Raw genomic sequence first — 14,281 nt, forward strand, 5'->3', positions numbered from 1 at the left:
TTATGCTAACTCGCCGTATAAAGTCCATGTTTTTGCCATTACAATTTTAACGTCTACAAAAGTTCCCTTCAAAGAACTGTCACCTTCAAAGATGACTACTTTATTTGCACTTATCCTTCCTGTCATTCTTTCCTTATTTCTATGGCTAGTGCCTTCTACTAAAACTTTTACAGTCTTGCCTACATAACTCAAACTGCATTCCTTTGCATTTTCATTTTGAACATCCATCAGCCTCTGCAGTCTGGATTTTTTGATTTCCTCTGAAATCTGACCTTTCATCGTTGCTGCTGGAGTTCCCTCTCTGATAGAATACATAAACATGTAAGCATTTTCATACTTAAGCTGTTTGATTAGATCCATGGTTTCTAAAAAGTCTTCCTCTGTCTCCCCAGGAAATCCTACTATGATATCTGTAGTAAGTGATATATCTGGCAGTGCACCTTTTATCCTTCCTACTAAGGCTAGATAATCTTCCCTAGTATACTTTCTATTCATTGCTTTTAACATATTAGTTGATCCCGACTGCACTGGTAGATGCATATTCCGAGCTATTTTTTCCGGATATTTAGCAGCTACTTCCAATACATCTAAAGTCAGATCTTTTGGATGCGGTGAAACATATCTAATCCAGTACTCTCCCTCAATTTGGCAAATTTCGTTCAATAATTTAGCAAAATTAATCTCATGGTTATTATCAAAATCTTTTCCATAGGAGTTCACATTCTGTCCTAATAATAAAATATCCTTATATCCTTTTTTTACATATTTCCTTACATCATTCACTATATCTTCCATGGAAACCGATCTTTCGCGTCCCCTTACATATGGAACTATACAATATGTACAAAAATTATTACATCCATAGTTTATGGCTACAGAAGCTGAAATCCCATCTCCAAAGTTAGCATCTATTCTAGGCGGCAATTCATCTTCTTTGTCAGTCACTACTGCATGAACTACCTCTCCCTTTAATATTTTCTCCATAATTTCTGGTAACTGTGCTATATTTTGATTCCCAATAACTATATCTACATAGGGTGCTCTTTCTAGGATGTGTTCCTTTTCCTCTTGAGCTACACAACCTGTTACGCCGATTATCATCTTAGTTTTTCTTGCATTCTTTATAGTTTTCAGGTTCCCTAATTTCCCCTCTATCCTTCCTGCTGCTCCACCTCTTACGGTACATGTATTTAAAAATACCGCATCTGAATCGTGGATATCATCAGTCATCTCATATCCATTTTCCTCTAATAATTTCTTCATTTTAGCAGTCTCATTTACATTCATTTGACAGCCATATGTTATTATTGTGGCTTTTTTCTTACTCATTAATTCCCTCCATCTAACGTCTTTTACATATAAAACTTAATCCCATATATTATAACATAATCCTTTGTTTTTCGATAGGTTTACTTAAACACTTCCCCTGCCTCTAAATACCATAACAATAGATCAAAATGGTCCATAGGAATCTCTATCTCTCTGCAATATTTTTCAATTTTTTTCTCTATCTCTAAATATTTTTTAGGAGTTATAGTTTTAGGAATTTCATCGATCACTCCTAATCTCATTATATTTTTTAATATATGCCTGTCTAAGATGGCTATTTCATCTCCAAACCCTATATTTCTGAGGAAATGACTAGCCTCTTTATACCCTATTCCCTTGATATTTTTTACTAGCCAAATTCTTTTTTCAAATACGTCACCTATCTTGTCTACCAATGTCTTAGTGATTATCTTCCCCTCTTCATCTTTCATAAATTCCCGAAGAGTCACCAGGTTTTTTGCTTTGGTATTTTTAAACCTCACTACATTTAGATACGGTATCAAATCATCTTCCATCCCAGCCCAAAATACTTCAGCTTTGAGCATTCCATTTATTGCCTTTTCTGCTCCTCTTGCCTTAGACTGAGGGGTCAGAATACAAAAAGCTAATTCCACATGAACATCCTCATTGTTTCCATTAAACCAAATTTCCTTATACCCATCTATCCTATCTTCTATTGTCGGTTTTATCCTTTTATAGACTTCCATTATCTCCATCAAATATTGATTATTCATCTCCGATCCCTCCTATCACTTACAATAAATTAAAACCAATTCAAACTAATTATACCCCAAACTTTCTCCTTATGACAAATTTTAAAAGTCTTTAACCCTTATCACTAGATAATCAAAAGGATCATCATACTATATAAAATATCAATTTTATGTAGTATGCATTATTTGTTTTACCTATCAAAATTTGACATATTATGTCCATATCGGTATAATGGTAGTATACACTATACATATTATACACTATATAATATATAATATGCATATAACACACGCATACAATTTATGTGTGTTATTCAAGAATTTAGGAGGTAGATATTTTGACTGGTAGAGAAATTTCCCTAAACAGGGCCGAAGAACTTAAAGGTACAATAAATGATTATTTAATCGCAAGAGACACTATCCCAACTGGTATGAGTGAAGGTGTAAGAAAACAATTTGAAATTTCAAAGACGATCCTTTTAGAACATTTTGGGGCTACAGAAAAAGACTGGAATGATTTTAAATGGCAGCTTTCCAATAGAATTACAGACGTTAAAACTTTAAGCTTAATCTTAGATTTAAGTGAAGAAGAAAAAAAAGAAATTCAAAGTGTCGGAGATAAATATAGATGGGCGGTTTCACCATACTATGCTTGTTTATTAGACCCTAAGGATAAATATGATCCTATTAGATTACTTAGTATTCCTGCAGCTGTAGAATTAGATAATAATTCTGGAGACGCTGATCCCATGGGAGAGGAATATACTAATCCTGCGGGAACTATCACTAGAAGATACCCAGATAGACTTATCATAAATACAACCAATGAATGTGCCATGTATTGTAGACATTGTCAAAGAAGAAGAAATATCGGTGAGAACGACAACGCTACCCACGATAAAGATCTTTTAGAATCCATAGAATATATCAGAAATAATCCTGAGATTAGAGATGTATTACTTACTGGAGGAGACGTTTTGGCACTATCTGATGATAGGTTGGAATGGATCTTAGCTGAGCTTAGAACTATCCCCCATGTAGAAATCATTAGATTAGGTAGTAGAACACCAGTTACTATGCCACAAAGAATAACAGATAAACTAGTAGATATGATAAAGAAGTATCATCCTATCTACTTAAATACGCATTTCAACCATCCAAAGGAGATCACTCCTGAAGCTAAGGCTGCATGTGAAAAATTAGCTAACAATGGAATCCCTGTAGGAAATCAAGCTGTTTTATTAAATGGTATCAATAACAATAAATTTGTAATGAGACTTATGAATCAAGAGTTATTAAAAATTAGATGTAGACCTTATTATATCTTCCATGCAAAACATGTTCAAGGAACTGAACATTTCAATACATCTGTAGATGATGGATTAGAGATCATGGAATACCTAAGAGGATTTACTTCTGGAATGGCTATTCCAACTTATATTGTTAATGCACCAAAGGGACAAGGTAAAACACCTTTAATGCCTCAATATATGTTATCTCGTGGAACTGATTATATTATGATTAGAACTTGGGAAGGTAAAGTAATCAAGTATGAAAACCATCCTACAAAAAATATAAGAGAGATCTATTAATTAGAACTCCTACTGGCAGCTAGCTTATGTTAGCTGCTTTTTTTACCTCTTCATTTTCTATCCTTCCTTGTTTTTTTAGGAATCTTATGGTAATATAGATAAAATCAATTCTCATATATTTTCTTAATAAGGAAGAAAGTTTCTACTAGCTGCCGTAAATAGCTAACTATGAGTGTAATTTTAAGAATAATATTTTCTTAATAATTTCACTCGATATGAGGTGTTTAAAACATTTTTGGAGGTTTAATTATGAAAATATTACATGATGCTATATTAAAAGATGGGTTAGCTTTATCAGATTCGATCTTAAAGGTTGACTCATTCGTTAATCATCAAATAGATCCTAAACTTATGAGCCAAGTTGGAAAAGAGTTCGCTAAAAAATTTGAAGGTAAGAAGATAGATAAGGTTTTAACTATCGAGGCTTCCGGGATCGCTCCTGCTATGATCACTGCTTTAGAACTTGGTGTCCCTATGGTGTTTGCTAAAAAATACAAACCCATTACTATGGACGATTTCTACTCTACCACTGTGTATTCATTTACTAAGGAAACAAATTACAATTTAACTGTTTCTAAAGAGTTTATAAATGAAGGGGAAAATATCCTCCTAATCGACGATTTTTTATCGGCAGGGAATGCTATTCTAGGCCTTAAAGATATCGTGAATCAAGGTGGGGCAACTGTTATAGGAGTAGGTATTGTTATTGAAAAGGGATTTAAAGAGGGGAGAAAAAATCTATTGAAAGAGGGTTTGCACCTAGAATCACTTGCTATTGTTGAGAAGATGGAAAAAGGTAAGATTACACTAAACAAAATAAAATAATTAAAAGAAGAGTTCTCTATGCTTTTATTAGCATAGAGAACTCTTCTTTTATCCTATAATATTTTTGACTTTTTGAGCTAAACCCTCTAATTTTTTACTAGGACTTCCACATATTGCAATCCTTATACCATGTGCTACTTGGATTGGATATATATTTTGCTGATTTAATTTTTCCATACTTTCTTGAATCTTTTCATCTTTTATCTTTAATGTAATAAAAAAACCTTCCTTATACGGATAAACTTCTAAACCTACTGCCAAAGCTTCCTCTAAAAATATTTTAGATCTTTTTTCCAATAATTTTACATAACCATCTCTTTCCACTGCTAATTTACTCCTTAAGGTTTTATTTTCTTGAATAGTTGAAAATAATTTCATTCCACCCTTAGGAACATTTGACCATATACCTCGGCATGTAAATTCATTGGCTCTCATATAGTCATCTATATTTTTCTGTTCATTTGAGATAAATACACTTCCCCCTACACGAAGACCATATTTAGTAAGGGTTTTAGAACAACTGAATGAGAACACAGCTAAATTTTTAGAAGATAAATCCGTAAAGCATTCCATATATTTACGACTTTCTTTATATCCTTTTACAGCATAATCTATATAGGCAACATCATTTAAAAGTATGAAATTTCCGTTTTCAGATAGATCATTCATAATACTCACAACATTCTCCCATTCAGATTTACTCATAGAGTATCCTGTGGGATTGTGACATGGGTCATTTATTATGGCCAAAACTTTTCCCTGCGATTTCATTATTTCAGATGATCTTTCTCTGAAACTCTCGATATTAAACTCATCTTTCTCATTGAATAATTGATAGGTCTCAATTTTTAGATCATGTTCCCTTGCCATTATCTTATAGGGGCCCCAACCAATATTTGGAATAAGTAGTGTCTCTCCAGGATCCAATATGTTTTTCAACGTAGAACTCACAGATCCAGATCCACCAGGAGTAGCTATAGCTCCTACACGAAATTTTTCTTCATGTTCACCTAATACCCATGATTTTATCTCTCTTAAATAATCATTATTTCCAACAAATGACTCTGCATAGGGTGCTATGTCCATATTATCTAAATTTTTATATACCTCACTTACAGAATCAAAAATAGTAAATTTGCCATTTTCATCACAAAGAGATCCTATCGTTACATCTATTACACTATCTATTCCATACTTAACCTTAGCATCATTGGCTTTTTTTACCATGGTAAATACCGTATCTATAATGTTTTTATCTTTTGATCTTTTAGCTAAAATCCCCATTTTCTCCCCCTCTTTTTTGTTATATATACATTAATTCCTTTATCTTTTCATAGATTTCCTGTGTATCATCCACCGATATTTCTCTATCCTGCCAGATTTCCTCAGCTTTTATAGCCTGCCCCACTAACATCAACAGACCATTTTCTCCTACTTTAAATCCATCTAAAAATCTAGTTTTCTGAGGATTATAGATAAGATCTATCCCAGCACGATATTCTTTTTTTTCTTCTACATCTAGTATACTACATTCTATATTCGGATACATCCCACAAGGAGTGCAATTAACTATTAAATTCTTCTCAGATATAGACTCTCGTTCCTTGTATGAAATAATATTCAAACCTTTAAAATCTTTAAAATTTATTTTGGCTTTTTCTACATCTCTGGTAACCAAATAATTTTCTCCCCCTAGATCTTCCAAACATTTAATCACTGCTCTAGCTGAACCTCCAGCACCACAGATAAAATTTTTTTTATTTTTCACTTCTAATTTTAATTTAGATATTATCATCTTGAATCCATAGTAATCTGTATTATGCCCGATTAACTTCCCATCCCTATAAATTACAGTATTAACTGCTCCTATTTCTTTAGCTTCTTCAGATATCTCATCTAAATATTCCAAAATATTTGTTTTATATGGAATAGTTATATTAATACCCGACAACTCTTCCTCTCTTAATTTTTTTACCACTTCTGCCAGGTTATTACACCTTACTTCTAATAATGAATATTCTCCATCTATCTGAAATTTTTCAAAGATCATATTATGAATTATAGGAGAATAACTGTGTCCTAATTTATCTCCAATTAAAGCATATTTATTTTTCATAACTACCAATCACCTCAAAGTATTTACTTTTTTTCTCTATCTCTTCTATGGAAGATTTTAGAACCTTGTAATTCCCTTCTAACTCTACAAAAAAAATATATTCCCAAGGAGAATCTTTAAGAGGTCTTGACTTTATACTTAACATATTGATTCCGTATTTACTGAACTTTCCTAAAACATTAGAAAGATCTCCAGATTTATTATGTGTAGAAAATCCTACCATGATCCTGTTATGATTTTTATTTACAATTAATTTATTTCCAATAACTATAAATTTAGTTGTGTTATCCTCATGGGTATTGATGTTCTTTGCCAGAATATCCAAGTTATAGATCTTTGCTGTTTCAGCACTTCCTATAGCACCTTTAGTTATATCCTCTGTCTCGCTTATATATTTTGCACTTATAGCTGTATTGTAATACGGTGTCTCCTTATAACCTCTCCCTTTTAAAAAAGTTTGAGATTGTTTAAATCCTTGAACATGGGAATAAACCTCCTTAATATCACTTAACTTAGCCCCTTTTATGCCAAGTAAATTATGATCTATTTTCAACTCTATAATATCTATTATGTAGGCATTATACTTTTTCATAAGATCAAAATTATCGGTTATATCCCCTGTATAAGAGTTCTCGATGGGAAGTACTCCTACCTCAATCTCTTCATTTTTTAATGCTGTAAATACATCTTCAAAGTTTTGATAAGAGTTTAGGAGTTCATCTTTATATTTAGTTTTTAATGCTAAATAACTAAATGATCCCGGTATCCCTTGATATCCTACCACTTTATCTAGCCCTAGGATAGAATTTTGAAAACTCCTAGATATTTTCATATTTCCTTCTAAAAATTCAACATAATATTTTTTTAGTTTTTCATCTGTAACCCTTTTGGAATTTTCCTCTATCACTATTTTTTCTCTGTCTGTATCTAGTATTTCCATTCCTATACTCTGCTTATATTTTGCAATTTCTTCTACAACTTCCATTCTTTTTACAAATAATTCTGCCATCTCTTTATCTATCTTATCTATCTCTATCCTCAATTTATCTAATTTCTTCATTTTCACCATCCTAAGATATCACCAAAAAATCTAAGATTCCTATGGCGGCCATTGCTTCTACTACCACTAAAGCCCTTGGAACTATACAGGGGTCGTGTCTTCCTATAATTTTAAATTCTGTTTCCTCATTAGTTTTCATATTTATAGTTTTTTGAGCCTTTGATATAGAGGGTGTCGGTTTTATAGCTACCTTAAAGTTTATAGGCATTCCACTCGTAATTCCTCCTAAGATTCCACCATTATTATTAGTTTTAGTTTTTACTTTATTGCCGTCTATATAGATACTATCGTTGGCTTTACTTCCAAATAGATTAGTTATTCCAAACCCAGCACCAAATTCTACTCCTTTTACAGCTGGTATAGAATACATAAGTCCAGCTAACTGACTCTCAATAGAATTAAAAAATGGATTTCCAATTCCAGGTTTCATCCCTATGATAGAGCATTCTATCACTCCTCCCAAGGAGTCACATTCACTCTTTGCTTCTAGTATTTTTTCCCGGCTTATATTTTCTAAGTTTTCATCTAAAAATGGAAGTTGTTTTTTCGATAACTTTTTAAATTTTTCTATATTTAAATCGCCTTCACAAAAGTCTCTATCCTCCAGATCTTTTATACTCTTTATATGAGTTCCTATATAGATCCCCTTAGACTCTAATATTTGCTTTGCCACTGCCCCTGCAAACACAATGGGAGCTGTCAATCTACCTGAAAAATGTCCTCCTCCACGATAATCATTGTACCCATCATACCTTTTATATCCAGTATAATCAGCATGAGCTGGTCTGGCTATATCCTTTATCTTACTATAATCTCTCGATTGCTGATCTCTATTTCTAATCAGTATACTTAAGGGTGCTCCTGTAGTATAACCATTAAAATATCCACTTAATATTTCAAAGGTATCTGCTTCTTTTCTAGCAGTTGTAAGTTCATTTTTACCTGTGGCTCGTCTTTGCATCTCTATTTTTATAAACTCTAGATCTAATTCCACCCCTGCCGGCAATCCATCGATGGTAATTCCTACCCCTATACCGTGGGATTCCCCAAACAATGAAAGTTTTATATTTCTCCCCCAAGTTGAACCCATAACTCCTCCTTTTTTAGTTTTTTATTCCTCTATTATTTCCATATTTCCACTTAGTTTTTCAAAATCTTTCCAAAAATTCGGATATGATTTTTTTACTGAATCTGCGCCTGTAAGTATAATCGGTTCATCACATCTGCTACTAGCTACTGCCAATGCCATAGCAACCCTATGATCATTCCAAGCATCTACTTCTACTCCACCCTTTAAGTTTTTTACTCCCTCTATGATCATTCCATTCTCTGTCTCTACTATATTAGCTCCTAATTTATTTAGTTCCGTTGTCATAGAAGTTATCCTGTCAGATTCTTTTATTCTCAGCCTCCCAGCATTAATTATCCTAGTAGTTCCCTCACTCAAGCTAGCTAAGACTGTCACTATAGGCCCTAAATCTGGGCATTGACTTAGATCAACTGTTGCTCCAAAAGATTCCTTCCCCACTATACTCATTACATCTTCATCTATTGTTAGATCTCCACCCATATTTTTTAAAATTTTTATTATTTCCCTGTCACCTTGCAGTGACTTAGGATTCATTCCAAGACAATTGATACCATCATTTAAAAATCCCGCTATCAACCAAAAAGCTACCTGAGAAAAATCTCCTTCGACCCTATAATCATGTGCCTTGTAACCTTGATTTCCAAGGACAATAAATTTTTCATAATTTTCATTGATTATTTTAATGCCGAATCTGTCTAAAACATCTAAAGTTAGGTCTATATACCCTTTAGATTCTAAATTAGTAGTTATAATTATTTCAGAATCACCATCTAATTTTGGCAATGTATAGAGTAAACCTGTTATAAATTGCGAGCTTATATCTCCTCTCACTTCAAATTTTCCCGATTTCAATTTCCCATCAATAGTTAATGGAAGTTCTTCTACACCGTGACTATATTTTATTCCCTGTTTGTCAAAAATCTCATGGAATACATTGAGTGGTCTAGTAGTTAGTTTTCCCTCTCCTACAAAGGTTACTTCTCCATCGGCTAATAGAGATATAGGTATCATAAATCTAATTGTTGATCCTGATTCCCCACAATTTATAGTACTATTTATCCTTTTCAGATTTTTAGATCCTGTAATAACTTCATAATCTTCAAATATTTCTATGTCTACTCCTAAATCTTTCATAGCTTGAGTTGTAACTGTTATATCATTTGAAAAATTAAGGTTTGTTATTACACTCTTTCCGTCAGCTAATGAACCTGCGATTATAGCTCTATGTGCTAGACTTTTAGATGGTGGTATCACCACATCTCCTTTTAATTCGTTTGGAATTATTCTTACCTTCATTTCTACCCTCCTACCCTACAAGATTATTATTTATAAAAGCAACGTGACGTCGCAATCTGATTAGTAATAACCTAAGTTTTTATAAACTTTAATTCATTAAAAAAATTCACTTTTTTTCTTTACATAATTTTTTGGTGATCTCTTCCTCTGCTATCTTCTTTACTTCTACCTTCCCTATTTCAGATAAAAATATAAAATTTAATATCCCTGATATATTTTTCTTATCACTTTTCATAATTTCTATAAGATCTTCTAGTTTAACCTTATCCTCTATAGGGAGTTCATATTTTTTCAAAATTTCCTTTATTTTTTCTGATTCCCCCATTTTTGTTATTCCTAATCTCTCTCCTAATCTAGTTATCTCATACATACCTATAGAGATTGCTTCTCCGTGGGTATATTTTGTATAATCATAATATTTTTCAATGGCATGACCCAGAGTATGACCAAAATTTAATATCATACGTAACCCTAGATCCATCTCATCTATCTCTACTATTTTTGCCTTTATCTCACAGCATTTTTTAATAATCTTTTCTATGTCCTCCATAGAACTCTTTAGACCATCTTTCTCCATTAGAAAATCAAAAAACTCATTGTCATAGATAGCACCGTATTTTATTACCTCGGCCATCCCGCTCCTCATTTCCCTTTCACCCAGAGTTTTAAGTAGATCAGGATCGATGATTACCATCTTGGGCTGGTAAAAACTTCCAACTAAATTTTTACCCCTACTTGTATCCACTGCAACCTTTCCTCCTACACTACTGTCTACCTGAGCAAGTAATGTGGTGGGTATCTGTATAAAATCTATCCCTCTATATATTGTAGAAGCTGCAAACCCTGCTAAATCGCCTACAACTCCTCCTCCAAAAGCTATGAGCAGATCTCCTCTTTTTATTCCTGAGTCGATTATTTTTTCATATACTTTTGTCAAGGTATCAAAGTTTTTATTTTCTTCCCCTGCATCAAAGACTACCTTTGAAGGTATATAACCTGAATTTTGTAAATTTTTTAATAACTTATCTCCATACAATTTATCTACATTTGTATCGGTAACTACAACTATTTTTTTCTTCTTATAGATTTTTGATACGTATTTTCCTACCTCTTCAAATATTCCTTTTTCTATAAAAATATCATAGGATCTCTCATCTAAATTTATATGTAATTTTTCCATATTTAAGATATCTCCTTTCTCCTCACGGTAGATTTTCTAAACTCTTCTTTAAGGGATTCACTATCTCCTTCTTTTAAAGAATTTTTTATTATATCTAAACTCTTCTCAAATTTTTCTATCTTTTTCATAAGATTTTCCCTGTTACCCATAAATAATTTATCCCATAGATCTTCATTTATCATAGCTATACGGGTAAGATCCCTATATGAATCACCTATGAATATATTTGTATCAAAATTTTTCTCATCTGAGTTAACTAAGGCAACTGCTATAGCATGGGTTAATTGACTGGTAAAGGATATTATTTCATCATGTTTTTTAGGTGTCACCCGTGAAACATTCTTAAATCCCATCTTATATGCTAATTTTTCTATGAGATCTAAATTTTTCTCCTTATTCATAGGGTGAGGAGTTATTATAAAATTCGCTCCACTAAATATTTTTTCACTGGAATTCCACACTCCCTGCACTTCCCTTCCTGCCATAGGATGAGCTCCTACAAAATCTATGTCTGATGGAAGTTTTTCTATTATTCTATCTATCATATCTCCCTTCACTCCTACTGCATCTGTAATAACAGCATTAGGTTTAAAGTTACCTTTATTTTTCTCTATAAATTCTTCTGCTAGATTGGGATAGAGACAAATTACTACTAGGTCACTTTCAGATAGAGGGGTTTTAGGATCTACAAATCCCCTATCTATTATATCTTCAGATTCTGCATAGGAGAGGGCTTTTTCATCTAGATCGATCCCGTAGATCGTATCAAATTCATCTCTCAATGTTTTGGCATAACACCCACCTATAAGTCCTAAGCCTACTATGCTTAATGTTTTTTTCTGCTTCATAATGAAAACTCCTTTCCTTAAATTTATAATTTTATGATCTATCACAGTTAAACTTTAATATTTGATAAAAGAATAAATACCCTGGAGTATCTTATACATTCACTACATCTTCTTCCCTACTACCTCTAATATTTTCTTTACATCCACTACTAGATCTTCAAATTGCTCTGGTCTAAGTGATTGTGCTCCATCACATAGGGCATTTTCAGGATCATTGTGTACCTCTATCATCAGTCCATCGGCTCCTACTGCTGCTGCTGCCATGGCTAATTTTTTTACCATCCATCTTTTCCCTGTAGCATGACTCGGATCTACAATTACTGGAAGATGACTCAATTTCTTTACCGCTAAGACTGCACTTAGATCCAATGTGTTTCTTGTGTATTTCTCATATGTTCTAATCCCTCTTTCACATAGGATTACTTTTTCATTTCCTCCTGCCATTATATATTCAGCAGACATTAACCACTCTTCGATGGTAGCCGATAAGCCTCTTTTTAATAAAATTGGCTTATCTATCTTTCCAAGTGCCTTCAACAGATCAAAGTTTTGCATATTTCTAGCTCCTACTTGGATTATATCCACATCTTTCACAAATTTCCCCACTAGATCTACCGACATAATTTCAGTTACTATTGGCATGCCAGTTTCTTCCCTCGCTTCCTTTAATAGTTCTAATCCTTCCAACTCCATCCCTTGGAAAGCATATGGAGAAGTTCTTGGCTTATATGCTCCTCCACGCATGATTTGAGCTCCTGATTTTTTTACCGATCTTGCAACTTCCAAGATTTGATCCCTTGACTCTACCGAACAAGGTCCAGACATGATAGTAAAATTTCCACCACCGATTTTTATCCCATTTACATCTATTATTGTACATTCCTCTTGCATCTTTCTATTGGCTTTTTTGAATGGTTCTTGTATTCTAGTCACCTTCTCTACTCCTTCTAGTGCTTCCATATCTCTTACACTCAATTTTGATGTATCTCCTACTATTCCTAAAACTCCATATTCTCTTCCTGAGATATCCTTTATTTCCATCCCAAGATTTTCAAATACTTTTACAATGTGATCCACTTGGTCATTTGTAGCACCTTTTTTTAATTTAATTATCATCATATTTCCTCCTAATGTATCTATATTTTGGTTATCTTATATAAAATAAAGAACCTGCTCCAAATAGAACAGGTTCACAATTTTTCTAACAAAAAGACCTATATTTAAAATATAGGTCTACAATTAAAAAATTTATTTTGACAAATTGTCTTAAGTTTAATAAACCTGTTGGTTATGAAATTTGGTTGCTTTTCAATTCATACCAATATCTAAAGCCCTTCATTACCATCTGATTTACCTCCTAAAATTTATTTGATATAATAATACTCCTATTGTATCCCTTTGTCAAACTTTTTTATTTATTTTTATTACAGCTCTATATTCTATACCCTTCTGAGACTTCAACTTCCTTTTAATTCTCTAACTTTATCTTCTATAATTTTTATATCACCCTTAGTTTCGTGTACTATTTTTACAATTGCTGATCCAACTATAGCTCCATCTGCTATCCTATGTATCTCTTCTACATGTTCCCTGCTAGAAATTCCAAATCCAATTGCTAATGGTAGATCTGTTACTGTTCTTACTTCTTCTAAATAACTTTTTAAGTCCACATCAAAGTTATTTCTTGCCCCAGTTACACCAAAGGATGAGATACAATAGACAAATCCACCCCCTCCACAATTAATTATGTCTCCCAATCTTTCTTTGGAATTAGGAGCAACTAAGGGTATTAAATCCACACCACTTCCTTTTATAAATTCACTAATTTCTCCTCTTTCCTCCAAAGGAAGATCTGGTATTATGAGTCCGTCTACCCCTGTTTCTTCACATTTTTTTATGAATTTTTCTATTCCTTGGCTCAAGATAGTATTGAAATATATTAAAAAGACCAATGGAATTTCTGTTTTTTCTCTGGCATTTTTAACCACTTCAAATATCTCAAACAAATTAGTACCATTATCTAAAGATCTCTGGTCAGCTGCTTGGATAATAGGCCCATCAGCTATAGGATCTGAGTATGGTATCCCGAGTTCTACTATATCAGCTCCACCCCTTTCCATAGCATAGATGAGCTGCTCTGTCTGATCTAAACTTGGATCTCCAGCAGTTATATATGTAATTAATGCTTTTTTATCTCCTAACTCTTTAAATTTTTTCTCTATCCTATTCATA

The 14,281-nt window shown here is 32.9% G+C and carries 13 protein-coding genes and 1 riboswitch; of the genes, 2 read left to right on the top strand and 11 right to left on the bottom strand.

Going from position 1 to position 14,281, the window contains the following annotated elements:
* Both miaB and V5784_RS09195 read right to left on the bottom strand, forming a co-directional pair.
* A complete protein-coding gene (gene miaB / locus V5784_RS09190; RefSeq protein ID WP_336888733.1) occupies nucleotides 1–1,329 on the bottom strand; it encodes a tRNA (N6-isopentenyl adenosine(37)-C2)-methylthiotransferase MiaB in 1,329 nt (442 codons plus the stop codon).
* An 80-nt stretch (nucleotides 1,330–1,409) separates the two neighbouring features.
* Nucleotides 1,410–2,063 (bottom strand): N-glycosylase/DNA lyase, encoded by a 654-nt coding sequence (locus V5784_RS09195; protein ID WP_336888734.1) that lies wholly within the window; start codon nucleotides 2,061–2,063, stop codon nucleotides 1,410–1,412.
* 317 nt (nucleotides 2,064–2,380) lie between these two features.
* Between V5784_RS09195 and eam the strand changes: the two genes are divergently transcribed.
* Together eam and V5784_RS09205 are read left to right on the top strand one after the other, a co-directional pair.
* Nucleotides 2,381–3,634: a glutamate 2,3-aminomutase gene (gene eam, locus V5784_RS09200; protein WP_336888735.1), complete on the top strand. Its 1,254-nt coding sequence runs from the start codon at nucleotides 2,381–2,383 to the stop codon at nucleotides 3,632–3,634.
* A 91-nt stretch (nucleotides 3,635–3,725) separates the two neighbouring features.
* Nucleotides 3,726–3,823, top strand: a riboswitch (purine riboswitch).
* 60 nt (nucleotides 3,824–3,883) lie between these two features.
* Complete coding sequence (locus V5784_RS09205) at nucleotides 3,884–4,459, top strand: xanthine phosphoribosyltransferase (RefSeq protein ID WP_336888736.1); 576 nt, start codon at nucleotides 3,884–3,886, stop codon at nucleotides 4,457–4,459.
* A 48-nt stretch (nucleotides 4,460–4,507) separates the two neighbouring features.
* On the opposite strand, the gene V5784_RS09210 is transcribed toward V5784_RS09205, so the two are convergent.
* The 9 genes from V5784_RS09210 to trpA all read right to left on the bottom strand — a co-directional run bounded on the left by V5784_RS09210 (nucleotide 4,508) and on the right by trpA (nucleotide 14,280).
* Nucleotides 4,508–5,743 carry an aminotransferase class I/II-fold pyridoxal phosphate-dependent enzyme gene (locus V5784_RS09210; protein WP_336888737.1) on the bottom strand — a complete coding sequence of 412 codons (1,236 nt, stop codon included), beginning with the start codon at nucleotides 5,741–5,743 and terminating at the stop codon, nucleotides 4,508–4,510.
* Between the two features lie 19 nt (nucleotides 5,744–5,762).
* Complete coding sequence (gene aroE, locus V5784_RS09215) at nucleotides 5,763–6,575, bottom strand: shikimate dehydrogenase (RefSeq protein ID WP_336888738.1); 813 nt, start codon at nucleotides 6,573–6,575, stop codon at nucleotides 5,763–5,765.
* Nucleotides 6,565–7,635: a chorismate mutase gene (locus tag V5784_RS09220; protein ID WP_336888739.1), complete on the bottom strand. Its 1,071-nt coding sequence runs from the start codon at nucleotides 7,633–7,635 to the stop codon at nucleotides 6,565–6,567. The genes aroE and V5784_RS09220 overlap by 11 nt, the downstream gene beginning before the upstream one ends.
* Nucleotides 7,636–7,645: 10 nt before the next feature.
* A complete protein-coding gene (gene aroC / locus V5784_RS09225; RefSeq protein WP_336888740.1) occupies nucleotides 7,646–8,725 on the bottom strand; it encodes a chorismate synthase in 1,080 nt (359 codons plus the stop codon).
* A 21-nt stretch (nucleotides 8,726–8,746) separates the two neighbouring features.
* Nucleotides 8,747–10,021, bottom strand: coding sequence for a 3-phosphoshikimate 1-carboxyvinyltransferase (aroA, locus tag V5784_RS09230; protein ID WP_336888741.1), 1,275 nt, complete (start codon nucleotides 10,019–10,021; stop codon nucleotides 8,747–8,749).
* Between the two features lie 106 nt (nucleotides 10,022–10,127).
* Nucleotides 10,128–11,201 (bottom strand): 3-dehydroquinate synthase, encoded by a 1,074-nt coding sequence (gene aroB / locus V5784_RS09235; protein WP_336888742.1) that lies wholly within the window; start codon nucleotides 11,199–11,201, stop codon nucleotides 10,128–10,130.
* A 2-nt stretch (nucleotides 11,202–11,203) separates the two neighbouring features.
* A complete protein-coding gene (locus V5784_RS09240) occupies nucleotides 11,204–12,049 on the bottom strand; it encodes a prephenate dehydrogenase (RefSeq protein WP_336888743.1) in 846 nt (281 codons plus the stop codon).
* A gap of 102 nt (nucleotides 12,050–12,151) precedes the next feature.
* The gene (gene aroF, locus V5784_RS09245; RefSeq protein WP_336888764.1) at nucleotides 12,152–13,165 is read right to left on the bottom strand and encodes a 3-deoxy-7-phosphoheptulonate synthase; all 1,014 of its coding nucleotides are present in this window, start codon (nucleotides 13,163–13,165) and stop codon (nucleotides 12,152–12,154) included.
* A gap of 341 nt (nucleotides 13,166–13,506) precedes the next feature.
* Complete coding sequence (gene trpA, locus V5784_RS09250; protein WP_336888744.1) at nucleotides 13,507–14,280, bottom strand: tryptophan synthase subunit alpha; 774 nt, start codon at nucleotides 14,278–14,280, stop codon at nucleotides 13,507–13,509.
* Nucleotide 14,281: the final 1 nt, after the last annotated feature.

Source organism: Psychrilyobacter sp. (genome assembly GCF_037132775.1).
Classification (GTDB): Bacteria; Fusobacteriota; Fusobacteriia; order Fusobacteriales; family Fusobacteriaceae; genus Psychrilyobacter.

Excerpts from the sequence above, each read along its gene's own strand:
- aroB (WP_336888742.1), bottom strand. The coding sequence starts at position 11,201 with ATGGAAAAATTACATATAAATTTAGATGAGAGATCCTATGATATTTTT.
- V5784_RS09195 (WP_336888734.1), bottom strand. The coding sequence starts at position 2,063 with ATGAATAATCAATATTTGATGGAGATAATGGAAGTCTATAAAAGGATA.
- aroE (WP_336888738.1), bottom strand. The coding sequence starts at position 6,575 with ATGAAAAATAAATATGCTTTAATTGGAGATAAATTAGGACACAGTTAT.
- miaB (WP_336888733.1), bottom strand. The coding sequence starts at position 1,329 with ATGAGTAAGAAAAAAGCCACAATAATAACATATGGCTGTCAAATGAAT.
- aroF (WP_336888764.1), bottom strand. The coding sequence starts at position 13,165 with ATGATAATTAAATTAAAAAAAGGTGCTACAAATGACCAAGTGGATCAC.
- V5784_RS09205 (WP_336888736.1), top strand. The coding sequence starts at position 3,884 with ATGAAAATATTACATGATGCTATATTAAAAGATGGGTTAGCTTTATCA.
- trpA (WP_336888744.1), bottom strand. The coding sequence starts at position 14,280 with ATGAATAGGATAGAGAAAAAATTTAAAGAGTTAGGAGATAAAAAAGCA.
- aroC (WP_336888740.1), bottom strand. The coding sequence starts at position 8,725 with ATGGGTTCAACTTGGGGGAGAAATATAAAACTTTCATTGTTTGGGGAA.
- V5784_RS09240 (WP_336888743.1), bottom strand. The coding sequence starts at position 12,049 with ATGAAGCAGAAAAAAACATTAAGCATAGTAGGCTTAGGACTTATAGGT.
- aroA (WP_336888741.1), bottom strand. The coding sequence starts at position 10,021 with ATGAAGGTAAGAATAATTCCAAACGAATTAAAAGGAGATGTGGTGATA.
- V5784_RS09220 (WP_336888739.1), bottom strand. The coding sequence starts at position 7,635 with ATGAAGAAATTAGATAAATTGAGGATAGAGATAGATAAGATAGATAAA.
- V5784_RS09210 (WP_336888737.1), bottom strand. The coding sequence starts at position 5,743 with ATGGGGATTTTAGCTAAAAGATCAAAAGATAAAAACATTATAGATACG.